This window comes from Providencia sp. AGC89 (assembly GCF_053543535.1).
Window position 1 is genome coordinate 67,825 of the sequence record NZ_JBIXLP010000069.1, and the last position, 24,100, is coordinate 91,924.

Below are 24,100 nucleotides of genomic sequence, written 5' to 3' on the forward strand. Positions count from 1 at the left end.
TCATGAGGGGTTATTTCTATATCAACAACGAAAGTTGATTCTCGCCATAGTGACTTTTCGGAAATGCATCACCAGGTAATTTAAAATCAGCCGGTAACGGTTGAGGGTTGGGTATCGTTAAATAGCGTTCGACACTTTGTAATGTCGTGAACGTACAGCCACATAAAACATTTTGACACTGGTGATAACTGCGTTTTGTTTCTTCGGTTACTGGCTCACTCGTACGAGTGTAAGATGCGGCGCCGCATTTTGGACAATTAAACGCCATTGTAAAGCCTTGGTTCTTGGGTTTGCCTAACCTAATTATAACACGTTATATCAATTGGCTGAATTATCACCGTCTACCATATTGTCATTATCAATTTTTAACTCTAATTCTAATTGTGTTTGAAATCCGTTATCACTGATTTGATGCACTACGCGGGAAATTATCCACCGGTGGCTATCAATAACCGTTTTAAAACCAACCACCGCCGCTGGCATTTCTGGGTATAAATCGGCGCGCCCTCTTGCGAGGGTAATATTAAATTCTGCAGCGCCTCTTTGCAGTTTTAACCACTTTGCCGCTGCTGCCCGTTTAGCGGTCTCTTCGGTCTTATAGGTCTGACGCAACACGTAAACATTACCTTCTGCCCCTTCTAAATACTCGCCCTCTTTACTGCTAGACTTCGCCTTTTTCTCTTTTTGGGGCTTGGTCGTTTTTTTCTTTTTGCGCTTAACACTCGTTGCGGGCTTTTTACCAAAATTCAAATCTAACCAATTGGCTTTAACGCCAGTGTAGGCGTCACGGTCTGCGACTCGAAAGCTGTGCTTGTCGCCCACATCACGCTTAATCACCACTTCGGGTATTGGCGTTCCGCTTTGTGTTAGCCCACGGTTAGGAATAATAAACAGTAAGTTACCATTTTTAATCGTCGCAATGGCCCCGAGCATTTCAGCCATACGGGATAAAAAACTAATATCGCTCTCGTTTGTTTGGTCTGCGTGGTCGATTTCAATATCAATTAACTGTTTACTGACTGCAGGTGTTAAGTTATAGCGCCCCGCGATAGCACTCACAACTTTACCGACTTTGATATCATGCCAGCTATATTCGCGTTTAACGTTAAATTCTTGGCGAAAGTCTGCAGACCTGGCTGTGATGATCACCTGGTCAGGCGCCCCGCTATGACTGATTTCATCAACGGTAAAAATACCTTTGTGTATCAATGGCTCTCTCAACCAACCAATCGCGATACTAACCTCAACACCACGCGGCGGCAGTTCTATTTTTCCGTCAGTATCATCAATGGTGATTTCCAGCGTGTCAGCTTCAAACCCGCGATTGTCGGTTATCGTCAGGCCAATTAACCGATCATTTAAACTCAGTATTTGCTTACCGCCTATCGTGATATCAAACGCCGGTTGCTTCACTAACTCAGAATCAAAATATTGTTCAAACATAAACTCCTCCCCGCATGCCGACACTTTCCCACATCGCGCGCGCGAGTTGGTATAGCTTTTCCTTGTCGTGTGAATGTGACAAGTCAAACTGCATGATTTTACAGGTTTTTATTAAGACAATAGTGTGACTGATATTATTCTAGTGAGGCTCAATTATGACTTATCATCACGGCGTGGAAGTCAAAGAGACAACAAAACTCACCACATTAATTCGTGACTTAAACACCTCAACCATTGGTGTTGTGTGTACGGGTGATGATGCGGATGAAAGCTTGTTTCCTCTCGATACGCCCGTATTAATTACACGTATTAATAATGTGTTAGGTAAAGCAGGTAAAACCGGCACATTGTATAAAACGCTCAAAGCGATTTCTGACCAGTGTAGCCCTAAAGTGGTTGTAGTTCGTGTTGCCGATGCTGCCAACGTTAAACCCGAAAATGGCGAAACAAAAACACAAGACCAGCTTGTGATTGGTGGTAATGGTGCTGACGGACGTTATACCGGTATGTATGCCTGGTTAACTGCTAAAGCGAAAGTGGATGAACAGCCACGCATTCTTATTGCACCTTGGCTAGACACTAAACCCGTTGCGCTGCAAATGGCTATCTTTGCCGAAAAACTCAAAGCGTTTGCTTATGTTTCTGCAAATGGCTGCGTCACCATTTCAGAGGCGAAAGAATACCGCAAAGACTTTAGTCAGCGTGAAGTCATGGTGATTTACCCTGATTACTTAGGGTTCAACACTGAAACAGGTAAAAATGAAGTGATTGCGGCACCGGCTATTGCTGCAGGCTTACGTGCTCGTATTGATGATGAGCAAGGTTGGCATAAATCACTTTCTAACGTGCCGGTTAATGGCGTTCTCGGCATCTCTGCTGATGTTTACTGGTCACTGCAAGACAAAGACACTGACTCAAACGACCTTAACGAAAAAGGCATCACCACCTTAATTAAGTACCAAGGTTATCGTTTTTGGGGCAACCGTACGTGCGATGAAGATATTTATGTTTTTGAAGTATATACCCGCACGGCGCAAATCTTAGCTGAAATGATCGCAGAGGCGCATTTTGCGTATGTTGATAAGCCACTCACTCCATCATTGATAAAAGATGTGATTGACGGCATTCAAAAGAAAGGGGATCAACTGGTTACACAAGGTCGCCTACTTGGTTTTAATTGCTGGTATGACCCATCGGCAAACCCAACAACCCAATTACGTGATGGTCACGCCATCATTAAATATAAATACACGCCAGTACCACCGCTTGAGCGTCTTGGATTAGAGCAGACCTTCACCGATGAGTATTTCGCCGTATTCGACCAATTAGGCTCAGGAGCGTAACACATGGGAATGCCTAAAAAACTCTATCTGTTTGACCTTTTCATTAATGGTCAAACCTACCTTGGACAAGTAGAAGAGGTCACGCCCCCGAAACTTACGTTAAAAACGGAAGATTACCAAGGTGGGGGAATGCTCGGCGCCATTGCACCGCAATTCGGTTTTGAAGCTGGCGCGTTAGATATGGATATCACGATGGGTGGGTTAAATATTGAACTTATCAAAGATTGGGGCGGCACGATTGACGGTACACAGTTCCGTTTCGCTGGCTCTTACTACGATGATTCAACGGGTGAAACCACGGCTTATGAGCTTCAAACCCGTGGACGCTTCAACGAACTTGACCAGGGAACCGCAAAAGCGGGTGATAACACTCAGCATAAATACACGCTGAAAAATACCTACTGCAAGATCACTGCAGATGGTGAAACGCTTATTGAGATTGATTTGCTCAATATGAAATGGATTGTTGGCGGTACAGACCGCCTTGCCGAGCACCGCGCCAATATTGGTCACTGATTTTTGATAGCGTCATGCTTGGCGCTAATACCCTCTTTTGTTGGAGAATAAATAATGTCTATTGTTAAATTTAATAGCCCTGTACAAATCCAAGGTGGACGTGAAATTACAGAAGTCACGATCACAGATACAATGCGCCAAGCGGGTGCATTGCGTGGTTTAAAATTGTGGGAAGTCGCAACCGGTGATGTTAACTCACTGATCACGCTGTTACCTCGCGTCACTCAACCTCGCCTCACGGAACATGACATTGCCTCAATGCCAATTGATTGTTTTGCTCAGTTAGCCAATGAGGTCGCCACTTTTTTAGCGCCGAGTGCCCCACTCGAAGAGACGGACGCACAGGAAAACTAATCCCCGAAATACCCGCAATCGATATTGATGACATCATCGCCGATATTGCGATGGTGTTTCACTGGCCTCCGGCTTCTTTTGATGAAATGACAATTTCAGAATTGATAAAGTGGCATAGGCTCGCGGCGGCTCGCATAGGACAAAACGAATGACAGATCGCAATCTCAACATTCGGGTATCTCTCAGCGCCGTAAATCGTCTTACATCACCGGTTAGTGCTGCACAACGCAGCGCTGCCGGTTTTGCTTCTCAAATCAGGACCACACAAAACAGTATTCGAAACCTGGCAAGCCAAGCTAGTACATTTGACCGACTGTCACAGTCTGTTAAACGCAACAATACGGCGTATGAAGAAGCAAAAACGAAAGTTAAGGCACTACGTGATAGTTACCCCGCATTAAATCAACGTACCGAAGAACAAAAACGCGCACTCGATCAAGCGAGGCTTGCCCGTGACCGTCTAGGCCGCTCACTGGATAGTGAAAAACGAAAGTTACAAGCGACTGCAGCACAGCTATACCGACACGGTATTTCTATTCGCAATAGCGATAACGCTACCGCCCAAATCACTAGACGAACAGAAGCATATAACCGACAACTTGACATGCAGCGGCAACGGCTTACGGCTGTAACTCGCGCACAATCTCAATATCAAAAAGCCAAAGAAGCCCGTAATAAGTTAGCAATGGGCGGTGCAACTGCGGTTGCTACTGGTGGCGGGGCGCTTTATGCAGCCTCGCGCGTCATGGCACCTGGTCGTGATTTTGACGAGGGTATGTCAGGTGTTCAAGCCCTCACCCGACTAGATAAAAATTCGCCTCAACTGGCGATGCTACGCCAACAAGCGCGTGAACTTGGCGCAAGTACAGCTTATACATCAACGGATGTTGCCTCCGGTCAAAAGTTTCTAGCAATGGCAGGTTTTACCCCCGAGGCCATTAAATCCGCTTTGCCTGGTGTTCTAAATATGGGTTTAGCCGGTGATATGGATCTCGGCGAAGCCTCAGACATTGGCTCTAACGTTCTAACACAGTTCAAACTTGATGCTGACCAAATGAACCGTGTATCAGACGTCCTTACCGCCACATTCACCCGAAGCAATACTGACTTACGAATGCTCGGCGAAACGATGACGTATGCGGGCCCCGTTGCTGCACAACTTGGCGTTAGCCTTGAAAGCATGGCAGCAATGGCGGGTACAATGGCTGATAACGGTATTCGTGGCTCTATGGCGGGTACATCCATGCGAGCGGGCTTATCTCGACTCGTAGCCCCATTAGGCAAAGGGCAAGCCGCTATGAGCGCCCTAGGCGTTTCTGTAAAGGATGCCAACGGTAAATTACGTGATACCGGCGATATTTTAAAAGATGTGGGTAAGGCGCTGCGAAAATATGACCAGGCTAGCCAGATCCGCATTAAAAAAGACATTTTCGGTGAAGAGGCGATGGTGGGTATGGGCGCCGTCATTGATGCTACTCTCAGCGGGCGATATGACGAACTTCTCAAAGCCAACCAAGGGGCACTTGGCGAAGCCGATAAAAATGCAAAAATAAAAATTGATAACTTAAAAGGTGACTTGAAACAACTGGAATCCGCCTGGGAATATCTCGGCATTCAAATGCAAGAAAGCGTTGATTCCCCGCTACGTAGTTTGACCCAAGGCATAACCAACGCTGTCGCCAGTATTGGCAAGTGGATGCAAGCGCACCCGCAATTAACTTCTATGTTGATAAAAGCAGGGTTAATCATTGCTGGCCTGACTGCAGCATTAGGAACATTGGCAATTGGCGCCGCTGCAGTAATGCTCCCATTTGCTGCCTTGCGTTTAAGCCTCACACTCTTAACGGGAGGGCAAGGCCTATTAGGTGCTCAAGGTGCATTCTCTAATTTCTTCAATGTGATAAAAATCGGTAGCTCTATTGCACGTGTTGCATTAACAACAATGTTTGGTCCAATTGGCTTAGTTGTTACCGCTCTGGTCATTGCTGCGCTCACAATTTACAAGTATTGGGATCACATTAAGGCTTTCTTTGGTGGTTTCTTTGATGGACTCATGATAGGCCTTGCACCAATCCGTGAGGCGTTCAGCGGCGCATTTTCTGCCGTTGCTCCTATTTTTGATGCTATCTGGTCAGCCGTTAAAAAAGTTTGGCAATGGTTATCTGAATTATTTGCGCCTATTAAAGCCTCCGATGAAGCACTAAAAGATTGTACTGAGGCGGGCAAAACCTTTGGTGAAGTTGTTGGTTTCGCCATTTCTGCATTAATGACACCAATAACGATGGTTGCCAAAGGGATTAACTGGATACTTGAAGCGCTAGGCATGGCGCCGCAGGTTGCCAATGACACGGTAAACCAGATTAATAAAATGAAGCCGGTTGAACTAACAGCGGAAACTAAAGCTGTTATGGATTCGTTTAGCTCTCCGCTGCAGGGTATTGCCGCCGTTATCAAAGCAGGAAACCAGGAGCAAACCAAAACAAGCAAAGAAACGGCGAAACACAATGAGAATGTCGAAAACGGCAATATCACACCACCAAAAGTAAAAGCACCTGAATTTGGAACAGATGTTTACAACCCAGGCGAAGCCAAAAACAAAGGTTCTAGTGGTGGCGGTATCTCTACGCCCGATAAAGAAGTACGGGACCCAAATAAACTGGGTGAAATTGTTTTTAAAAACTTCCCTGCCATTAAAGCAGTCGATGGGCTTTACCAAGACCCAACCGTGCGCGGGGTATCAGTACCTAATGTGCTCGCAGCTTCTGACGTTGCGCCGGCTAAAATGGAAATGCAGCGCCCTGTTAAGCAAGATATTAAGCAGGATGGGGATAAATACGAATTCCATTTTCACGGTGTTGATATGAAAGATGCCAAAAGTATCGCCTCCATTGTTCGCCAGGAACTGGAAAAACTTAAACGTGAAACTGATACGCGCCGGCGTTCTCTCTTAACCGATATAGGATAATCATTATGATGATGATTTTTGGTATGTTTGTTTTTATGTTGGAAACCATACCGTATCAAAACTTACAACGTTCGATGAATTGGCGTTATGCCAAAAATGACCTTATTGGTCGTTCGGCATCGTATCAATACATTGGCGCCGGTGAAGATAAGATCACATTAACCGGTGTATTGGTACCCGAAGTGACCGGCGGTGATATTTCCCTGGAACTATTACGCACATCCGCTTATCGCGGGCGCCCTTACCCACTGATTGAGGGTACAGGCTTAATTTATGGTATGTATGTCATGGATAGTATGAGCGAGGGCAGGACGTTATTTTTCGGTGACGGTAAAGCCAAACGAATTGAATTTACGATCACGTTGACCAGGGTTAATGAGGATTCAAGAGAGAAACTAGCTGGCATGGATTTAAACGATATACTTTCACTTTAGTTTATAAATAGTTAAGGGGCGAAAGCCCCTTAACTATTTTTCATCACGTTTAGTTTATAAAATTTGATGCCACATTAATCCAGTAGTCGGCAATGGCTGAATCTGATTTATTCTCTAAATAGATAAGTCCTCCACGTCTTGGAAAGCTTACTGATTGAACGGCATTTGATAACATAAATAATTTATTCCCATCATATTTTATTTGGAATCTTACTGACCCATCTGATGTATTAATATTATCTAGTGTTGCTACGCTACTATCATCCTCAGCTTTTTTTACTATGATTGTTTTTTCGTCCAAAATTTCAGCATAATAGCCATTTCTGTATGATACATCAGGTTTATACGCAATCCAGATCCTCATACCTTTCACATACTTTGCATGAAAATTAACGTACCCTCTGAATGTATCTGAGACTCTATCTGCAACCCTATTACCAATTGAATAATCGTATTTATCATTGTAATAGCTTGATTTATTATCAACATTTGTGATAGGTAATAGTTCATCTTTACGAATGTCTGAATAATATTGGTTACAACATGATGTTTTAACCGTCTTTGATACCGATAAAAATGGTGCATAACCTGTTGTTGATGATGTTCCTGTATAATAGACCCTAATAATATTTGGGCCGTAGTCTAAATCAATCAAACGCATGACATAGTAGCCAGTCAAGTTGGAATCATCGCCACTGACAGTGTTTTGATAAGTACCGTTCGCATTCATTAATATGACTGATGCAGGCTTATTATGCGGGGACGGCAAAGGTATAACTATATTTAATGCCCCTCCAATCACTTTATTTTCTATAATAAAATCAAAAGTTGGTGTTTTTGGTGCAGTGCATCGACTAACCCCGCCAAAATCGATTAGAAATCTTTCAGACGTATCATTTAGAGTTATTGTATTGAACGCTTCACGGCTAGTAGCGTCATAACTTATGTGCTTAGCAGTTCTAAAACCGGTAATAATTTCATCACTAGTTATTGTTGTTATTCGAGTGTCAAATATCAAATTAATAAGTTGATATCCCATAAAACGATGGCCTATTACTTTAGGGTGCGTAAAGTCATAATCTTGATCTTTTGGGCCTTCATAAAAAATATCTGAAAAACTCGCTCTCCCGTTGTATGCATAATCAATTAGAGCTGAGCCTATATCAAACCATTCGATGCCATACTTTTTACAAACTGCATCTTTAAATGCCTCGGTACTATCATTTCGAACTGAACACATAGAGTTTGATATCAATGCGACGTAAGAGCCGTACCCCCAACATTTTCTTATAAACTTATCAAATTCATCTAAATACTTGTTAACTAACTCTTCTGACGTAATAACATCATTGTGGCCCATGGCCAACAAAACAACATCTGGTATTTTATTTTTGTATGCGCTGTTCTGAAAAAAACCATAATCTATATTTTTATAAGCCCAATTATCAATTAACTTTTTACCCGATGATGACGCATTACATGTTTCAATTACACGGTTTGGATTTAACCCAGTCGCATGTCTAGATGCATTTTTAAACACTGAAAAATAACCTTGCTTCCCTCCCTCTGCATCGTGATCATAATTTATTGATTTTAGATTCCCATTTTCATCTATGGGGTTTTGCTTCCACTCATCACTACCCTTTCCTTCACTTATAGAGTCGCCCACCAACCCAACTCTAGGGTTTTTATTTTGTAATAAAATTGAATTGACCCGCGATTTAACAGAATGATTTTGGGTTCTGTCCGTTGCGAGCGCTACATCAAAAATATGCTCATTACCCCATATGTCACGAGTAAGCAACTTTCCTTCTCCATTAAAGATAGTCACATCATCATCTGGAAGTAGGTTACAGCGCACAGTTATACCACGCGGAATATAAACTTGTTCTCTTGAGCTAAAAATTGCATTTCTATTATCTGTAGTAGTATCAAGTACAATACCTTCAACTTTACTAATCAAAATACCCTTAGATGACTCTAGCTCTTCTAATTCATTAAATTTATAATTAATATTACTTTCAATATTATCAACATACTCTCTTGTTGCCAGCACAACAGATGGATCTACTTTTAACTCTATACACTCTGTCGATTTGACAACTATCATCATACGGATGATTTGAGTGCGTCCAGAGCCCTCAATCATCTTCGGCTTGTAGGTTTCAGGGCAATTACCCACTGCAATTAAATTCCCCTCAGAATCAAATAACCCAATTTCACGCACCCACCAACCGCCCTCCGTTTCGGGGATAATGTGTTCAACAATAATAATATTGGGATTATTTTTATCGATCTCCAATGAATTAACCGCGGCGCGGCGCTTCTCATTAATTAGTTTTGTTTGTGCAGGGTCTGGCGCAGGTAATTTTCCATTCCCATCCCCTACCGCCATTGTTGTCAAATCTAACTTAGTTCCTAATGCGGTTGCTTTAGCGACTAAGTTCTCGCCTATATTAGTTAAAATAGAATAATACGGTTTAGACATTAGAGATCTCCATAACGTCAGCATGATATAAAGCAACAGCACTATATGAATGCGTTGTGACAATAATTTGAGGGGGCTGCGGCGGGTAAACAGATAAAATGTCGCCACCAAATAATGAAACAGCCATAGACTGAATGGCATCCAAATAAATGCACTCAGGTGAATAAGGGTAAATTGTCGTTAAACTCCCATCTTCGACCAGAGCACCAACATTAATCACACTTTCAGTTTCTAAGTGCAGTGTGATATTGGTGAGTTTTCGGCTTACTGGCTTGGTATCATTGATGATATTGGTTAATTCAATGTGTGTTTCTTCATCAATCCCCGTGTCTCTTAATGCAATATCCAGTTTGAACGTGCCCACTTCTGAACCATCTTCAAACCATTCATCGACATTAATTAACGTGCCAATAGGAGCAACAACACGGCGCAATGCGCCAATCGTGCCTTTGTGTTTATGAATAAACATCGCGGATTTAATCGCGTCACGCTTGGCTTTTTCAGTCCAGTTTTTATCCCAACGGTCAACACTGAACGCCCAGGCTAAATAGGGAAGTAAATGTACAGGGCATAGATCAGGGTTCCACAATTCGCGAATAGGAACAGGGACTTTCTCAATTTGAGCGCAAGCCTCAGCCGCTGCAATTTCCAGCTTTGATGAACCAACAGGCAACAATTGGCTACTCATCGGAACCACCTAACATCACATTAATATTGGTGCAGTAGCTGGCCTGCGTTTTATCCAATTTAATATCGGCGGTAGGTTTCTTAATTTCGACCCGCTGAACACCTTGAACGTGCAAGGCTGCATAAATAGCACTCAGTACAATGTCACGGCCTAGCCGGTGTTGTTGTGTGGTATAACGCTTTAATTGCGCCTCTGCCGCTTCTGTGATGGGTTCATATTCAGGAGCCGGATAGCAATAGATCACGGCTTCAATTTCGTAATTCACTATTTTTGCCGATTGGACGGTCACACGGTCAGCCACTGGCCTAACATCTTCATCGTTTAAAGCCACATTCACTTTTTCAATCAAATCAACCGGTGCGGTGCCGTTCCCCTCACGGGATAACACCGTAACAGTGACATAAGCCGGCTTTGGACTAATTACGGATGCATCGGCGACACGACCATCAGCGCTACGGGCATGATATTCATAACTGCCAATTGGACCCGCTACACTTAACGCTTCAAATGCACCTGGTATACGCACGCGGAGATCAGAATCAGATTCATACACCGGCGGAATAGGTGGAATAGCAGTTTCATCACCAGCAAATAGCACCAAGCGCTTAACGCCATTATTGGCGGCTAACTGATCAAGGTCTGCCCCTGTTGCAAACGCGACCATTGAAGCTCTAGCCGCCTCATTCACACGTTGCCGTAAAAGCAATTCGCGATAACAGTTGACTTGTAATAGCTTAACTAGCGGCTCAGACTCTAATTCTAATGTTCGTACAATAGCGGCTCGCTGTTCTTCTGGCGTTGCTTCAATCAATGCCGCCTTGTGCTCTGCAAATAAAATTTCAAAATCAAGTGATTCCACAACATCCGGCGGCGGCAATAAACTTAAGTCAATGGTTGGCATGGCTTACCTCACGGGGATAGTTGTCATTAGTGGTTGACCGTCATTTTTCATGCACTGCAGATAAAGCGTTGTAACGCCCTTTTCATTTTGTTTTACTTCAATTTTTTGCAAACTCACGCGAGGTTCCCAACGTAATAACGCCATATAACATGCACTCATTATTTTTAAACGCAGTGGCTTATTATCTGCCTGGTCAATCAATTCCATCAAAAGCGAACCGTATTCGCGGCGCATCACTCGCGAACCAACCGGCGTCATTAAAATGTCATTAATGCTCTGGCAAATATGTGCATCATCATTAATTTGCCGCCCTGTGTTTCTGTCAAATCCGCTATACATCATTGAGGGCCATCCGTTTGACTGCCGCCGCGCTCAACACCACCATGTTTATGGTCATGCAAAGTGATGCCATTCGATTTAATGCTGCCATTTTTATGATTAAAGTTACCGGTCATTTCACCGCCTTTTTCAACATTCAACGTGGTACAAGTTAGATTGTTTGAGCACACGACTTTTGGCGTATTTAAATTAATTTGACTACTCGCATTAACCGTGACGGTTGGTGCCGTTGCGTCAATTGCATTACTGGCATTAACGACGGCTTTTTTAATACCGGTCACAGATAATTGCCCCGTGGCTGGCTCATATTCAATCACCGCACCATCACTAAATGTCTTGTGCATAGCCTCTGCCGAATGGCTTGGCGCATCATGATCAACGCTATACAACGAGCACAAAATAAATGCAGTGCTCAATTCACCGCCAATGGCCCCAATCAATACTTGCTCACCGACACTTGGCGCCCACCAAGAACGACCCGCGCCGGCACGGTCTGCACCAAACATGATCCAATCGGTGAGATTTTCCCCCGTTCTCACACGGCACACTTTCTTCTCCAGGTCGATTTTTTCAACAATACCGACCCGAAAAATGTTTGAAATTAGGCGCTCAAGTTCAGTAATGCTCATTTTGCACTCATTAAATCCTGGTAAATGATTTCCAGTAATCCCACTCGCTCATGAGGTGATAACCCCAATAATTCACGCTGCGGATACTGCGTTTTTGCCAGTTCGTTAATTGTTCCGGTTAGTCCGTATTGGTGCTGCCTTGCAATCGCGGCGGCACGGCCTTGAAAACCAACAACGGCAGCGGCTGGTGTGGATTGCATCCGTAAAAATCTGGCGGTACGTAACCGTTGAAACATGGGATCAGGTCGCTTTGTGCTGCGCCGTGTTTCTGATAAATTAATCGCTAAAAATCGGTCAATATCACTACGATAGAATGACCTTAGCGCGCCGCGCTCCTCATCAAATCCCTTTATCATCCGACCATTACGGCCTTTCGTACTGCGCCAACTACGCAACCGGCGAACCTCGCCTTTATATAAAAATTCAACACTTTGCTTTGAACGTAATACTTTTGTTTTTCGTGCCTGGTAGGCTGACCCATCCGGATTTTTTTGGCTACGAATCCGTTTTTGTTGGTCTGTTCTGATCGCTTTTGCCAGCCTGGCAGATAACCGGCGACGATAAGCGGGGCTTGTTGTTGAAAGCAACCGTGATAATTCATCATCTAGCTGTGCAAATAGTGAATTTTCATTACTCACGATTTACCCCACGTTATTTGGGTTGAAATTTCGGTTCTGGTAAGTGTGTGATCACATCCTTACCGCTAGAACTGTCAACGGTGACACGTTCCGTTACTTGTAAAACAATCAAAATATCGGCGGTATCGTTATCTAAAATATCGGCATCAAAACGAATACCGGCTTCGCGCTTATCTGGGTTGAATATCAAATCAGGCTGTTGCTCACGAACCCACTTCATTACTGGCAACGTTAAATTATCCAAGGGGTTCGGGTAGTCCATAGCCAATACATTCAATTTGTAACGATACAAAAATGAATTGCTTGCCGTTCCGGTGGCGATGACTTGCCCCTCGGTCACATAGACTTCAAGTGCTTCGGCACTTTGCTGAAAAAAGGGATCGCTTTTTGCGATAAACTCCCTTAATAACTTAGGTTTTAACATCATCGCCCCCGATAATATTCAATTGCTCTAACACAACGTTTTTCTAGGCTCGGCTTGTCAATCTTGCATGTGTTATCTATTGAAATATAAAAACTAAATCCCCAAAGAGCACACATAGCTATCAATATTGCAGCAACACAGAAAAATTTTTTCATGGTATTAACCTGCATTGTTTTTCAAGCCTTATCGCTCTGGCCTGCCAATAATCTAGTTTGGCTTGATCACTGATAATTCCGGCTCGGATATCGAGAACAAGCTGTTCAGCTTCTGTAGAGAGTCGGATTTCGGTTCCATCGCCCACGCCGCCGCTGCTGGTATTTCGACTTGCTGACAACTTACAGGTAGCAAGGTCGGCTTTGGCGAACTGCAACCGCTTATCACCATTAGCCAGGGAACGACGAAGGCGATCATTTTCATTAAGTTCATGCTCAAGTTTTCCTGAATATTCCACATCTAATTCAGCGGCGGTACGTTGTGCTGACTTCATACGTTCAATCACTGCATCACTGTGCATCTTAGCCTCAAGGGCTATCGCGGTGATGGTTGTTTCATGCATTGCCGTTTGTACCGCTATCTTTTTGTCGTAGTGCCATTTGCCTACTATCACCAACAAGGCCAACCCAATAATAAGGTATGTTGAAAGACCGCTTTTATTCATCATCAATCCCCCAACACGCTAGCGCTGATTCTTGATTCCTGCGTAATACTTGCCCGTAACAGCCGTTTTTCTGGCCTTTTGTTTGGCGGCAATCCTTACCACCATCAAAAATCCAACGTTTAATTTCTTGGCAAGCCCCTTTTTTATCGCCGCTATTAAGCTTTTTATAGAATGTCGAAGTAAAGCATTTACCAGGGCCGATATTGTAGGGGCAGAAACTGGCAATACCGGCGACTTGCGCGTCTGTTAATGGCACTTTGACATTATGCAACACCCAGTTAACCGCCTTTTCCGCTTCAATACGGTTAACTTTGGCGCACTGCTCATCGGTCATCGTCATGCCTTTTTGTACGGGTTTACCGTCTATTCGTGTAACACCGCGGCATATAGTCCAAATACCGCCCGCATCTTGGTAAGACGTCAGCAAGTTCCCTTCTTTTTCATCAAGGAATTGGTCAAGGATTGCAGTTGCGCCAGCACCACCTAATAACAAGCCAATCATGGCTTTACTGAATAAGTTCACGTTATTTTGTCGCATTACAAATCCTGTTTAGGTGCTGTGATAAATTCTTTAACTGACTCGGTGGCATTGCCGAGCTCACTTTGTGTTTTTAAGGTGTTCACATAATCGGCCCATATTTCCGTCCTTTTTTGCTGTGAACGGCGATTAAGTAAATAATTCAGAACACCCAAAACAACACTGACAATGAGCCCAAATAGAAAGCCAACTTCATAAAGTGTGAAACCAGAAAAGAACGCGCCAACGGTGGCGAAAAAGTAAGTAAGCTTGCTGTGAAGTTCGCTGTAAAATTCGTCCATCCCTAATCCCACAATTGAATAATGTCTTTCTGTTTAGGCTCGGTAATATCGGGCATATCCACCCACTGACCCGCGTTTAATTCAGTTGTCAGGCACAACCCAGGGTTAGTTTCTAAAACCTGCTCAACAACACCGTGTGTTCGCCCGTAATATCGGAAACACAACAAATCTACGGTATCGCCTTGATGCGCCTGAATTTTCATTATGCTAACTCCGCAATCATGCGTTTCTCTCCGGTCAAATCACGGATTGCATTTTGGGTATCACGTTTTAAATCATCAATTTGAGTGCTCAGCGCCTCAGCGTGCTTTTCACCATCTCGCGTGGTGTCAATATCACGATAGTTTTCAATCAAGTATGCTTTTGTGTAGCTGTACACCGCATGACGATACAAAAAGGTATGATTGGTTTCGTTATTCACCGGCGGTGACGGGATTTTTTCCAATGCATCAACCGATTGCTGACTTTGCCAGTGACTTAATAAATTATTGACATAGATAACCGCATTCGTGGTGGCGTGTTTTAGCCTGGCTGTTGTGACTGTGCCATTGATACGCATCGCCCAGCGGAGATCCGAAAGCTTAATCTCAGGGTAAAAAGGAATGGTTTTAACTGTTTCGCCCTGGTCATTGATATCGATGGTTTCATCCGTTGGTGCAATGGTTTTTTTAGCAACTAGCCCGTTCATTTGTCACCTCAATAAAAAACGGCGGTGGACGATGAAACAACGTTATTTACCCTGTTTCATCGTGCCGCCGTGGCACACGGGGGTGCATTCGGTTAAGACGCGGCTTTTTTCCGTGTCGTTGTTGTCTTTTTCGTGGTGGTTTTCTTCGCTACCGCCTTTTTAGGCTCTGGCTTTTCGCTATTTTCAGGCTCTTGCGTTGGGGCATCATCTTGTTTTACTGTGGCTTTTTTGATTTCTCGCTGCAGTAACTCAATATCACGCTTAACACCCACTTTTTCATGCAGTAACAATGCGCTTTGCATCAGCTCAACCGCGCGTGACTTGTCGTTAATGTCATCATTTAAACGCAATGTATAAGCCAATGATTTATAGAGTTTTGCCCGAACCTCATTAGGCACATCGTATGATTTAGTTAGGTCACATAAGCGCTGTAATACATTGATAGAAATTAATTTTTCTTTAGAAACACCTGCAGCAAACAGCGTCAGTGCTCTATCACAAATTTCATCAATCACCATCGTTGCCGGTGTGCGGTTATAACGTTCTGGCAACGGCAAGTTATAGGCGAGAACGTAATCAGCCATATCAAGCGCACGGTCATAATTTTCACAATCAACTTGCCAAACAAGGAGAGTTGTAAATACTTCATCTGATTGCCCTGTGTTAGCCGATAGCACGCCATCAATCCAAGGCTCATACTGTTCAAGTATTGTTTTTTTATACTCAACCTTAAATTCCGTACCTTGAATATGGCTAAGGCGTGTTTGGTCATGACGTAAACGGTGTAAAATTTGTTCGTATGCCGTCATATCTTCGGCTGTATGTTCATCGCCTCGGCGTTCTGCCATAACTTGGCGCCAATGTTTTTGCGCCGGCGTAAGTTGTTCCATTGCATGTTCCCCGTGAAAAATACCGGTGCCACAATGACACCGGTGGTCATACTGTTACTCGCCGCTGTTAGCACCGGCAAAGGTAATATCTTCAATCAGACAACCTAAGCCGTAATCTTCAACCGCATAACCGTCATTGCTTTGTGCGTAAGTTGCAATACGGTTATATTCCGGTTCATTTTTGATAAAGCGGGTTAACTTGCCTTTCTGCCAGTACAACGACAGGTTTTTCATGGTGGTGATAAACACCGCACCATCAGGCATATAAGGCACTTGAACCGTTGGGATGCCACCCAGGGCACTGAGTTTTAACAATTCATTGCCGGCGAGCAATTCCATATTTGGATTTTGCTGACTGTGCTGATTGATAACTTTGAAGTTTTTCTGTGTGACCAGTTGGCGACCAACAATTGCAACAAGCCCCACTGCCTGCCTATGCCACGGATCAAGCAAACTATTAACAGCATCGAAAACAACTGCATCAATATTGGCATATTGCCCTTTTGTGATAATTTTCCCGTCCTCATCACGAGAGGTTACGGTGATCCCTTTCATCACGCGTTGTGGTGCACGTTCACGCATTAATTGCAGCCAACCGATATTGACATCTTGCAGTAATGGGTAAGTGTTACGGTCAGATTTCAGCGCACATTTCTCACCGTTAAAACCAATCATCAAGCGGTCTAAAGCTTCACGCTGTAAAATTTGCTGATTAATCAAATTCTGAAACTCTGGATGACCCGCCCAGGCATCTAACTGCGTATAAGAAATCATGGTGTCAAAGTTGGTTTGCTCACATGAATATCGATTTGCCGTTAAATCATGAACCGACTGTGGCTCACGGCGATCATTTGTCGAGGTGTTGCGACCCGCAATAGGCTTATTAACAGTGATTAAAATCGTTTCGCCTTTTTGCTCTGTGACACCGAATGAGTTGATTTCTTTTAGAAATGGGTGACTTTCCATTACCGCTTTTTCAATTTTTTGCTGAACAGACGGTTCAACAGAAAACTGCAGCTTATCATCCGTTCTTACGGTGTTATTTAGACGCGCTTGATTATCCAAATACGATAAATAAGCCTTTTGTACTTGTGGTGTATATGACATTGAGGCCATTCCTTAATAGTCGGGTTTAATTAATACTCAGACTGAACAAACCCGCCGTTACCGGTGGAAAGTTGACGTTGTTCACCGCCCGCATCTGTGTTACTCAATTGCGTTTTCAGCGCTTCAATTTCCTGCGTAAGCTTGCTGATATCACCCGCTTGAGCTTCATTTTTCGCCGTGAGAGTTTCCACTTCTTTTAATGCATTGGCACATGTCGTTGCGGTGAGGTTAATTCCCTCTCTAAGCGCGGAAATTTCTTGTGATGCTGTATCACGCTGAATACCTAATACTTTCTTTAGTCCATCCAAGAATTGCTCTGATAATGACTGTTTATCAGTTTTATCTTTCACTGCCGCTGCAGTGAGCTTTACAACGGTTTCCAGTGATGCCGTATAAGTGTTATTGGCATCAACTGGTAAGCCACGTTCGCGGTTACTCAGTTTGATGACTTGCGTACCAAACGCTGCTGGTGTGTCTGTTAATGCAACACCTGTGAGATAGGCCCCTTTTGCTGCATCATTCGGGCAATCCGGTAAAAATTCGATACTGGAAAATATTTTTTGACCACTTTGATTAAGCGCTAATAATCCAGCGTCTTTTACGGGATCAATGGTCGCAGTAATTTCTAAGGCTAATTTTCCTTTTAATGGTCCATCTTCCAATTCAACTGCACGAACTGAATCAACCATGGAAAAATGGCGCCATTGGCTATCAGGGAAAATACTGGTGATGTGTTCTAAATTAATACGTGCTGCATAAAGCTGCGGGCTGTAGTTGTCCGCCATCTGCTGGATTTGGTCACGCGATACAGCAAAGCCGTTAAGCGTTCCGCCCTCCGTACAGACGATGACTTTCAGTGTTTTATTGTCCTTTGACATTGGGTTTTCACTCCGAAGATAGCGACAATTTTGTGTACTTATATCTTCGCAAGTGATTGTTTATGATTCAAAACCTTTGCCTTGTCGTGTCAATGTGACAAGTTAAAACCGTGGAGGACTACGCGCGCGATGTGGGAAAGTTGATACATGATGACAGACTCATTACGCGATCCGAGACAGGAAGCGAAAAGCCTCTACTGGCAGGCCTACAGCATTTCACAAATTGCCACTCACTTAAATGTGAGTGCGAACACTATTTATTCGTGGCGCCGGCGCGATAAATGGGATGAAACCGAGGTAATGCAACGCCTTAGCGGTGAGACCCACGTACGTATATTGCGTTTAATGTCAAAAGAGAATTTGACCGCTCATGATTTCAAAGTCATTGATTTTCTAGGGCGTCAGCTAGAACGCTTTAATAAATCGAATGAGCAGCACGAAACAGAAAAGAAACCGAAAACCCCGAAAAACCATTTCACCGATGAACAAATAGACCAATTGCGAGACCTCGTGCTGGACTCACTCTATGAGCATCAAAAGAAATGGTACAAACAGAAACACCGCCGTAACCGGATGATTTTAAAGTCACGGCAAATCGGGGCGACTTGGTATTTTGCCAGGGAGGCATTAATTCATGCCCTAGAAACAGGTAATAACCAAATATTTCTATCGGCTAGCCGCGCCCAGGCATTGCAATTTAAAGTTTTTATTCAGGCCCTCGCACGGCTTGTCGGTGTTGAATTAAAAGGCGGCGATAAAATTATTTTAGCCAATGGTGCAACGCTGTTTTTCCTTGGCACATCGGCGGCTACTGCACAGTCATACACTGGCGATCTCCATTTTGATGAGTTCTTTTGGACAGCGAATTTTATGGAGCTGCGTAAAGTCGCTGCAGCAATGGCAACGCAAATTGGTTTGCGCCGTACTTACTTTTCGACACCCTCGTCAGAAGAACATGAAGCCTATCCGTTCTGGACGGGGGATTTCTTCAATAATGCACGCGCTGAAAGTAAAAAAATTCTCATTGATACCAGCCATAAATCATTAAAAAACGGGCAATTAGGCGGTGATAACATCTGGCGGCAAATCGTTACGATTCATGATGCGCTTAACTCTGGTTTTGACCTGGTTTCCCTGGAAGAAATCGAAAGTGAAAATACCCCTGATGATTTTGAAAACCTGTATAACTGCCAGTTTGTTAAAGCCGGTGAACGGGCCTTTGATTACAACGAGCTTTTTGCACGTGGTGTTGACGGGTATAACCGTGACGTTTGGCCTGATTGGAAACCGTATACCAACCGCCCTCTTGGCAATAAACCGGTACATATCGGTGCTGACCCAACAGGCACCGGTGGCAATGGTGACGGCTTAGGGATTGCTGTTCTTTCTCCACCTGCAGTCACGGGAGGTAAATGGCGAGTCGTTGAAGCCCTGCGTTTTCGTGGTATGGCCTTTGAAAAACAAGCTGAAGAAATCAAAAAATTAACCCTGCGCTATAACGTTATCGGGATCACGGTTGACGGCACTGGCGGGACGGGTGAAGCCGTCTATGAATTGGTTAAAAAATTCTATCCAGCGGCAACTATGATTGGTTACTCCGCACCAGTTAAACGGTTAATGGTCCTTAAAACACAAATGTTAATCCGTAATGGTCGCCTTGAATATGATGCGGGCGCACAACACATTGCCTCATCGTTTATGACAATTAAAAAGGTAATCACCCCCGGCGGCATTGTTACCTACGTATCGGAAAGAACACGCGGCGTTGATCACGGTGACATTGCCTGGTCAATCATGAATGTTTTATATGGCGAACCTATTGGCAGTGAAACTGCAAATGAAGGTTCCTGCATATCGGAGTTTTAAATGGAAACTGAATTACCCGTTGTCACCAACACAACAAATTTACCCCCCGAAAATCAATGTGCCGCGTTCACTTTTGATAACCCTATCCCCATTATGGGCGCCTATGATCTGCTTGATTGCATGGAGTGTGCTAAAAACGGTAGATGGTACGAAACGCCACTGGATTTTTACGGTATTGCGCGCGCCTTTCATTCTGCAGTGCATCACCAATCACCGCTATTTTTTAAGCGTAATGTGATAATGAGTTGCTTTATTCCGCATAAGGCACTGACCTATAAAGAAATGAGCGCTTATGTATTGGATTACCTGGTGTTCGGTAATGCCTATTTTGAGAAGCGCATTAATCGCTTGGGCGGTTTACTGCAGCTAAAACGATCGCCGGCTAAATATACTCGCCGTGGTGTTGACCTGGATAACTATTTTTTCGTCCAAAACTTTCGTGACGCTCACGAATTTAAACGCGGTCATGTCTTTCACTTAATCAATCCCGATATTAACCAGGAAGTATACGGCCTGCCTGAATATCTCGCCGGCCTTATCTCTGCCACCCTCAACCGTTCAGCCACAACCTTTCGTGTTAACTATTATGAAAATGGTTCGCACGCCGGTGTGATTGTTTATCTTAATGACACCCTCGCCGATCCCAACGGTGTCAATGATTTAAAAGAATCGTTGCAGAAATCACGGCAAGGCGGGGCGTTTAAAAATCTCTTTGTCTACGCTGCCGGCGGTAAGAAAGACGGGATTCAAATATTACCATTTAGCCAAATTGCGGCAAAAGATGAATTTATGAGCGTGAAAGATACAACCCGCGATGACTTGCTCGCCATGCACCGCGTGCCCCCTCAACTTATGGGTATCGTACCAAGTGGTTCAAGTAACTTTGGTGATATAGAAAAAGCCGCTAAAGTATTTTCTATCAATGAATTATCCCCCATCATTGAAAGCTTGAAATCAATCAATGAATGGCTAGGCGAAGAGGTTGTACGCTTCAATACGTACGCTTTGTTAGATGCCCTGGGTAGCAAGTGATAACGAGATAAAAATACTTATCCTCTGTATCAAGCTGTACGCTATCACACTGCTTTCAATTATTACCTATAGCTAGCCTCGTTTTAAATTAAAACGCATCAACCTACCCCACACAGGCGCAAAAAAGCGCCTTTTTTTATACCTCAAACGTGCGAAAAAACTACCCCACCTACAACCCAAAGCGCGCGATTGCTCCCCCGCCTCGCCCGCACACAAAAGGTGTGCTTTTTTGTGCAGTTGTGCCGATCACCAAAACCCGCACCAGTACAGGTACCAAGCAGAAAATAAGTTAAGGCTAAATTTGTGCAATTTGATGCGAAATTGTGAGGTTATTTTGAGTAATAATATTTTGTGAGCAACTATGCTACTTGTAATCAAAAATAGTGAAATTTGCCAAACTTAAATTTACTTTGTACAAACTCGATTTTGATAATTTTTACTATTCAAGTGAATTTAGTAATATACATTGCACATTTTCTTATTATCTATTTCAAAAAGAGTTTCGTATGAATCCGATAGAGAATATTTTAAATATTGTAGAAGGCGTAGACATTGAGTGTAAGCAAGCTCAAGGAAAGGATGGAAATGGTGAGGTACCGCATGATTTTTGGGAAACCTATTCTGCAATGGCTAACACCTATGGCGGTAGAGTGTTTTTAGGCATCAAAGAAAAAAAAGGCTCATTTTTAGCAGTAGGTATAAACGATATTGAAAAGGTAAAAAAAGATTTATTTAATACTCTAAATAACAAGCAAAAAGTTAGTATAAATCTTTTAGATAACTCTCACGTTTGTGTAGAAAAAATAGATGATAAAAATATAATTATCATTGAAATCCCCCAAGCAGACACAAAACAGCGACCTGTATTTATTAATGGGAATCCACTTTCCGGTACTTACATTCGCTTAAATGAAGGGGACATTAAATGCAGTGAAACTGATGTAAAACTTATGTTAGCGGAACAAAATAAAGATACCCTAGATGATAAAATTCACCATGGGTTTACTATCGATGACCTAGACCATAAAACGCTACAATCGTTTCGAACTTCTCTATCAAGATTAAAGCCAAACCATATTTGGCTAGAATATGATGATTTTGAATTTGTAAAGGCATTGAATGGCTGGAGAAAAGACAGAAAAACAGGAGAAGAGGGATTAACAACTGCAGGGCTACTGATGTTTGGAAAGTGGTCTTCAATACAAGAAGCTATGCCTAATTATTTTATCGAATACCAAGAGCAAGACGACTCTAATGACCGTTGGATTGATAGGATAATCCCTGATGGTACTTGGTCTGGGAATATATTTGATTTTTATAAAAAAGTATATTTAAGACTAACTGAAGATTTGAAAGTTCCATTCAATATTGACAAAGATGGATATAGAACGGAAGAAAGCCCTGTACATGAGGCATTAAGAGAGGCATTGGTAAACACTTTAGTGCATGCAAATTACAGTGGTCAGACACCAATTAAAATAGTTAAAAAGAATGGGCTATTTTATTTTAGAAATCCTGGAAATATTAGAATACCGCTCTCCACTGCAAAAAGTGGCGGTTTAAGTGATTGCCGTAACAAATATCTACATCAAATGTTCTTAATGGCTGGACTAGGAGAAAGAGCTGGCTCCGGATTGCCCAAAATATTTAGTGGCTGGAAATCACAATATTGGTCTGAACCTCAATTAAAAGAAGAAAGAGAACAAAATATTACAACCCTAGAGTTGTATACAGAAACAATGATCCCACGACATGTTCTAGATAAGGTAAACCAAGTTTGTGGAAAAAACATATCTAAATTAAATCAACTAGAAATTTTTATAGTATCTGAGTCAATTACAAATCAAGTGATTAGTCACGAAAGTCTACGAAAAAAAACTCCAGCAGAGAGCAGAAAAATAACTCTATCGTTAGCTAAATTGGTAAAATTAGGTATATTAAATTCAGATGGCACCCCTCGAAATAAGCGTTATTTTTCACCTATCCACTCACTTGTAACACCTAATAGCGAGAAAGGTATTGAGAGATTAAAAACATTCTTTAATCTTCCTAAATCAACTATTCAAGATTTAAAAAGTGACTCTGATGACGAACTCTTACCAAATGGGCAACCTATAGAACGAGAGTATTTTTATGATATTTTTATTAATGACAATTTTCTTGAATCCTATCAGGAACGATTCAAAACATTTTTATTAGAGACTATAGAAACAGAAGAATCAAATTTAAAAAAATTAATTATTGAACGCAATGATTCAAAAAATGTTGATAAAATTGAATTACTAGATGTTAAAATATCAGAGATGAGTAAGTTTATTGAGGAAGCTAAAGGTGAGCATTTTTTAGGTAATTTAGAGAATTTCTTTAAGAATGAAGAGGGAGAGACTAAAACCTTTTACGAGTTCATCAAAGGTGAAAAGTTTAATTTTGACCTCCCAAATCCTAAAGATTTAGTTTCTACCCTTAGTGATGCTAAAGAACTTCGAAAAGAATTCAGGTGGGCTGAACTAATGGAAATATCGAAAGAATTAAGAGAAGCAAATAAGCGCAAATTAAAAAAATCACAAGTAATGTCTATGATTTTAGTTCTTGCAATGCGCAATTACTTAACTATGCGAGATCTCTCTAAACTATTAGATCGGCATCCTAAGTCATTAGGGCGTGATTACCTATCTCCACTTGTTAAAGATGGATTATTAACATTAGCCTATCCCACCGCCCCTACTCATAGTAACCAAGGCTATCGAACAAACCAGTTTATATTATTTAAATATCCCTTTGACTTAAGCCAATATGATGAATAAATATTATTAAAATATTTCCTTTATAACTTGTCAGCAAAGTTTCAAATTGTCGGAGGAAAAGTTCCAAGCATCCTCCGGCAAAGTTCCAAGCATCCTCCGGCAAAGTTCCAAGCTACCACCGGTAAAGTTCCAAGCTGCCGCCAGTAAAGTTCCAAGCTGCCACCGGTAAAGTTCCAAGCTGCCGTCAGTAAAGTTC

General features: G+C 42.7%; 26 protein-coding genes. 9 read left to right on the forward strand and 17 right to left on the reverse strand.

Annotated elements, in window-relative coordinates:
- Positions 1 to 16: 16 nt before the first annotated feature.
- Both ACIPUA_RS15165 and ACIPUA_RS15170 read right to left on the reverse strand, forming a co-directional pair.
- On the reverse strand, positions 17 to 268 hold the full coding sequence (locus tag ACIPUA_RS15165) for an ogr/Delta-like zinc finger family protein (protein WP_112860265.1): 252 nt from the start codon (positions 266 to 268) through the stop codon (positions 17 to 19).
- A gap of 50 nt (positions 269 to 318) precedes the next feature.
- Positions 319 to 1,443 carry a phage late control D family protein gene (locus ACIPUA_RS15170; protein ID WP_449059834.1) on the reverse strand — a complete coding sequence of 375 codons (1,125 nt, stop codon included), beginning with the start codon at positions 1,441 to 1,443 and terminating at the stop codon, positions 319 to 321.
- A 155-nt stretch (positions 1,444 to 1,598) separates the two neighbouring features.
- Between ACIPUA_RS15170 and ACIPUA_RS15175 the strand changes: the two genes are divergently transcribed.
- From ACIPUA_RS15175 to ACIPUA_RS15200, 6 genes are read left to right on the forward strand one after another with little or no spacing between them, the layout of a single operon-like run.
- Positions 1,599 to 2,786 (forward strand): phage tail sheath subtilisin-like domain-containing protein, encoded by a 1,188-nt coding sequence (locus tag ACIPUA_RS15175; RefSeq protein WP_449059835.1) that lies wholly within the window; start codon positions 1,599 to 1,601, stop codon positions 2,784 to 2,786.
- 3 nt (positions 2,787 to 2,789) lie between these two features.
- Positions 2,790 to 3,302, forward strand: coding sequence for a phage major tail tube protein (locus tag ACIPUA_RS15180; RefSeq protein ID WP_449059836.1), 513 nt, complete (start codon positions 2,790 to 2,792; stop codon positions 3,300 to 3,302).
- 54 nt (positions 3,303 to 3,356) lie between these two features.
- Positions 3,357 to 3,656: a phage tail assembly protein gene (locus ACIPUA_RS15185; protein ID WP_272569569.1), complete on the forward strand. Its 300-nt coding sequence runs from the start codon at positions 3,357 to 3,359 to the stop codon at positions 3,654 to 3,656.
- Positions 3,657 to 3,700: 44 nt separating this feature from the next.
- The gene (locus ACIPUA_RS15190; protein ID WP_264967369.1) at positions 3,701 to 3,808 is read left to right on the forward strand and encodes a GpE family phage tail protein; all 108 of its coding nucleotides are present in this window, start codon (positions 3,701 to 3,703) and stop codon (positions 3,806 to 3,808) included.
- On the forward strand, positions 3,805 to 6,621 hold the full coding sequence (locus tag ACIPUA_RS15195; protein WP_449059837.1) for a phage tail tape measure protein: 2,817 nt from the start codon (positions 3,805 to 3,807) through the stop codon (positions 6,619 to 6,621). The genes ACIPUA_RS15190 and ACIPUA_RS15195 overlap by 4 nt, the downstream gene beginning before the upstream one ends.
- 5 nt (positions 6,622 to 6,626) lie before the next feature.
- A complete protein-coding gene (locus tag ACIPUA_RS15200; protein ID WP_165880252.1) occupies positions 6,627 to 7,055 on the forward strand; it encodes a phage tail protein in 429 nt (142 codons plus the stop codon).
- 49 nt (positions 7,056 to 7,104) lie between these two features.
- Here the strand turns inward: ACIPUA_RS15200 and ACIPUA_RS15205 are convergent, their stop codons facing one another.
- The 15 genes from ACIPUA_RS15205 to ACIPUA_RS15275 form a co-directional block, all read right to left on the reverse strand.
- Positions 7,105 to 9,543, reverse strand: coding sequence for a phage tail-collar fiber domain-containing protein (locus ACIPUA_RS15205; protein ID WP_449059838.1), 2,439 nt, complete (start codon positions 9,541 to 9,543; stop codon positions 7,105 to 7,107).
- The gene (locus ACIPUA_RS15210) at positions 9,536 to 10,231 is read right to left on the reverse strand and encodes a phage tail protein I (protein WP_449059839.1); all 696 of its coding nucleotides are present in this window, start codon (positions 10,229 to 10,231) and stop codon (positions 9,536 to 9,538) included. Before ACIPUA_RS15210 ends, ACIPUA_RS15205 begins: the two co-directional genes overlap by 8 nt.
- A complete protein-coding gene (locus ACIPUA_RS15215) occupies positions 10,224 to 11,132 on the reverse strand; it encodes a baseplate assembly protein (RefSeq protein ID WP_449059840.1) in 909 nt (302 codons plus the stop codon). Before ACIPUA_RS15215 ends, ACIPUA_RS15210 begins: the two co-directional genes overlap by 8 nt.
- A gap of 3 nt (positions 11,133 to 11,135) precedes the next feature.
- Positions 11,136 to 11,474 carry a GPW/gp25 family protein gene (locus ACIPUA_RS15220; protein ID WP_272579389.1) on the reverse strand — a complete coding sequence of 113 codons (339 nt, stop codon included), beginning with the start codon at positions 11,472 to 11,474 and terminating at the stop codon, positions 11,136 to 11,138.
- Positions 11,471 to 12,100: a phage baseplate assembly protein V gene (locus tag ACIPUA_RS15225; protein ID WP_377146323.1), complete on the reverse strand. Its 630-nt coding sequence runs from the start codon at positions 12,098 to 12,100 to the stop codon at positions 11,471 to 11,473. Before ACIPUA_RS15225 ends, ACIPUA_RS15220 begins: the two co-directional genes overlap by 4 nt.
- Complete coding sequence (locus ACIPUA_RS15230; RefSeq protein WP_449059841.1) at positions 12,097 to 12,738, reverse strand: phage virion morphogenesis protein; 642 nt, start codon at positions 12,736 to 12,738, stop codon at positions 12,097 to 12,099. The genes ACIPUA_RS15225 and ACIPUA_RS15230 overlap by 4 nt, the downstream gene beginning before the upstream one ends.
- Before the next feature lie 13 nt (positions 12,739 to 12,751).
- Positions 12,752 to 13,162, reverse strand: a complete 411-nt coding sequence (locus tag ACIPUA_RS15235) for a phage tail protein (RefSeq protein WP_165880703.1) — start codon at positions 13,160 to 13,162, stop codon at positions 12,752 to 12,754.
- 151 nt (positions 13,163 to 13,313) lie between these two features.
- Positions 13,314 to 13,769, reverse strand: a complete 456-nt coding sequence (locus ACIPUA_RS15240) for a lysis system i-spanin subunit Rz (RefSeq protein ID WP_377146327.1) — start codon at positions 13,767 to 13,769, stop codon at positions 13,314 to 13,316.
- Positions 13,770 to 13,812: 43 nt separating this feature from the next.
- Positions 13,813 to 14,358 carry a lysozyme gene (locus ACIPUA_RS15245; protein WP_377146329.1) on the reverse strand — a complete coding sequence of 182 codons (546 nt, stop codon included), beginning with the start codon at positions 14,356 to 14,358 and terminating at the stop codon, positions 13,813 to 13,815.
- A complete protein-coding gene (locus tag ACIPUA_RS15250; protein ID WP_449059842.1) occupies positions 14,358 to 14,639 on the reverse strand; it encodes a hypothetical protein in 282 nt (93 codons plus the stop codon). Before ACIPUA_RS15250 ends, ACIPUA_RS15245 begins: the two co-directional genes overlap by 1 nt.
- A gap of 2 nt (positions 14,640 to 14,641) precedes the next feature.
- Positions 14,642 to 14,842, reverse strand: coding sequence for a tail protein X (locus ACIPUA_RS15255; RefSeq protein ID WP_206085895.1), 201 nt, complete (start codon positions 14,840 to 14,842; stop codon positions 14,642 to 14,644).
- On the reverse strand, positions 14,842 to 15,327 hold the full coding sequence (locus ACIPUA_RS15260; protein ID WP_165880712.1) for a head completion/stabilization protein: 486 nt from the start codon (positions 15,325 to 15,327) through the stop codon (positions 14,842 to 14,844). The genes ACIPUA_RS15255 and ACIPUA_RS15260 overlap by 1 nt, the downstream gene beginning before the upstream one ends.
- A 92-nt stretch (positions 15,328 to 15,419) precedes the next feature.
- Positions 15,420 to 16,217 (reverse strand): phage terminase small subunit, encoded by a 798-nt coding sequence (gene gpM, locus ACIPUA_RS15265; RefSeq protein ID WP_449059843.1) that lies wholly within the window; start codon positions 16,215 to 16,217, stop codon positions 15,420 to 15,422.
- 54 nt (positions 16,218 to 16,271) lie between these two features.
- Positions 16,272 to 17,324, reverse strand: coding sequence for a phage major capsid protein, P2 family (locus ACIPUA_RS15270; protein ID WP_449059844.1), 1,053 nt, complete (start codon positions 17,322 to 17,324; stop codon positions 16,272 to 16,274).
- Positions 17,325 to 17,353: 29 nt separating this feature from the next.
- On the reverse strand, positions 17,354 to 18,202 hold the full coding sequence (locus tag ACIPUA_RS15275; protein ID WP_449059845.1) for a GPO family capsid scaffolding protein: 849 nt from the start codon (positions 18,200 to 18,202) through the stop codon (positions 17,354 to 17,356).
- Positions 18,203 to 18,349: 147 nt separating this feature from the next.
- Here ACIPUA_RS15275 and ACIPUA_RS15280 point away from each other — a divergent pair, with 147 nt between their 5' ends.
- The 3 genes from ACIPUA_RS15280 (at position 18,350) to ACIPUA_RS15290 (ending at position 23,904) form a co-directional block, all read left to right on the forward strand.
- Entirely contained in the window at positions 18,350 to 20,068 is a 1,719-nt protein-coding gene (locus ACIPUA_RS15280; RefSeq protein ID WP_449059846.1) for a terminase large subunit domain-containing protein, read from the forward strand.
- A complete protein-coding gene (locus ACIPUA_RS15285) occupies positions 20,069 to 21,100 on the forward strand; it encodes a phage portal protein (RefSeq protein WP_449059847.1) in 1,032 nt (343 codons plus the stop codon).
- 506 nt (positions 21,101 to 21,606) lie between these two features.
- A complete protein-coding gene (locus tag ACIPUA_RS15290) occupies positions 21,607 to 23,904 on the forward strand; it encodes an RNA-binding domain-containing protein (RefSeq protein ID WP_449059848.1) in 2,298 nt (765 codons plus the stop codon).
- Positions 23,905 to 24,100: the final 196 nt, after the last annotated feature.

Coding starts and splice junctions, on each gene's coding strand:
- ACIPUA_RS15165 (WP_112860265.1), bottom strand. CDS start 268: ATGGCGTTTAATTGTCCAAAATGCGGCGCCGCATCTTACACTCGTACG.
- ACIPUA_RS15170 (WP_449059834.1), bottom strand. CDS start 1,443: ATGTTTGAACAATATTTTGATTCTGAGTTAGTGAAGCAACCGGCGTTT.
- ACIPUA_RS15175 (WP_449059835.1), top strand. CDS start 1,599: ATGACTTATCATCACGGCGTGGAAGTCAAAGAGACAACAAAACTCACC.
- ACIPUA_RS15180 (WP_449059836.1), top strand. CDS start 2,790: ATGGGAATGCCTAAAAAACTCTATCTGTTTGACCTTTTCATTAATGGT.
- ACIPUA_RS15185 (WP_272569569.1), top strand. CDS start 3,357: ATGTCTATTGTTAAATTTAATAGCCCTGTACAAATCCAAGGTGGACGT.
- ACIPUA_RS15195 (WP_449059837.1), top strand. CDS start 3,805: ATGACAGATCGCAATCTCAACATTCGGGTATCTCTCAGCGCCGTAAAT.
- ACIPUA_RS15200 (WP_165880252.1), top strand. CDS start 6,627: ATGATGATGATTTTTGGTATGTTTGTTTTTATGTTGGAAACCATACCG.
- ACIPUA_RS15205 (WP_449059838.1), bottom strand. CDS start 9,543: ATGTCTAAACCGTATTATTCTATTTTAACTAATATAGGCGAGAACTTA.
- ACIPUA_RS15210 (WP_449059839.1), bottom strand. CDS start 10,231: ATGAGTAGCCAATTGTTGCCTGTTGGTTCATCAAAGCTGGAAATTGCA.
- ACIPUA_RS15215 (WP_449059840.1), bottom strand. CDS start 11,132: ATGCCAACCATTGACTTAAGTTTATTGCCGCCGCCGGATGTTGTGGAA.
- ACIPUA_RS15220 (WP_272579389.1), bottom strand. CDS start 11,474: ATGATGTATAGCGGATTTGACAGAAACACAGGGCGGCAAATTAATGAT.
- ACIPUA_RS15225 (WP_377146323.1), bottom strand. CDS start 12,100: ATGAGCATTACTGAACTTGAGCGCCTAATTTCAAACATTTTTCGGGTC.
- ACIPUA_RS15235 (WP_165880703.1), bottom strand. CDS start 13,162: ATGTTAAAACCTAAGTTATTAAGGGAGTTTATCGCAAAAAGCGATCCC.
- ACIPUA_RS15245 (WP_377146329.1), bottom strand. CDS start 14,358: ATGCGACAAAATAACGTGAACTTATTCAGTAAAGCCATGATTGGCTTG.
- ACIPUA_RS15250 (WP_449059842.1), bottom strand. CDS start 14,639: ATGGACGAATTTTACAGCGAACTTCACAGCAAGCTTACTTACTTTTTC.
- ACIPUA_RS15255 (WP_206085895.1), bottom strand. CDS start 14,842: ATGAAAATTCAGGCGCATCAAGGCGATACCGTAGATTTGTTGTGTTTC.
- ACIPUA_RS15260 (WP_165880712.1), bottom strand. CDS start 15,327: ATGAACGGGCTAGTTGCTAAAAAAACCATTGCACCAACGGATGAAACC.
- gpM (WP_449059843.1), bottom strand. CDS start 16,217: ATGGAACAACTTACGCCGGCGCAAAAACATTGGCGCCAAGTTATGGCA.
- ACIPUA_RS15270 (WP_449059844.1), bottom strand. CDS start 17,324: ATGTCATATACACCACAAGTACAAAAGGCTTATTTATCGTATTTGGAT.
- ACIPUA_RS15275 (WP_449059845.1), bottom strand. CDS start 18,202: ATGTCAAAGGACAATAAAACACTGAAAGTCATCGTCTGTACGGAGGGC.
- ACIPUA_RS15280 (WP_449059846.1), top strand. CDS start 18,350: ATGATGACAGACTCATTACGCGATCCGAGACAGGAAGCGAAAAGCCTC.
- ACIPUA_RS15285 (WP_449059847.1), top strand. CDS start 20,069: ATGGAAACTGAATTACCCGTTGTCACCAACACAACAAATTTACCCCCC.
- ACIPUA_RS15290 (WP_449059848.1), top strand. CDS start 21,607: ATGAATCCGATAGAGAATATTTTAAATATTGTAGAAGGCGTAGACATT.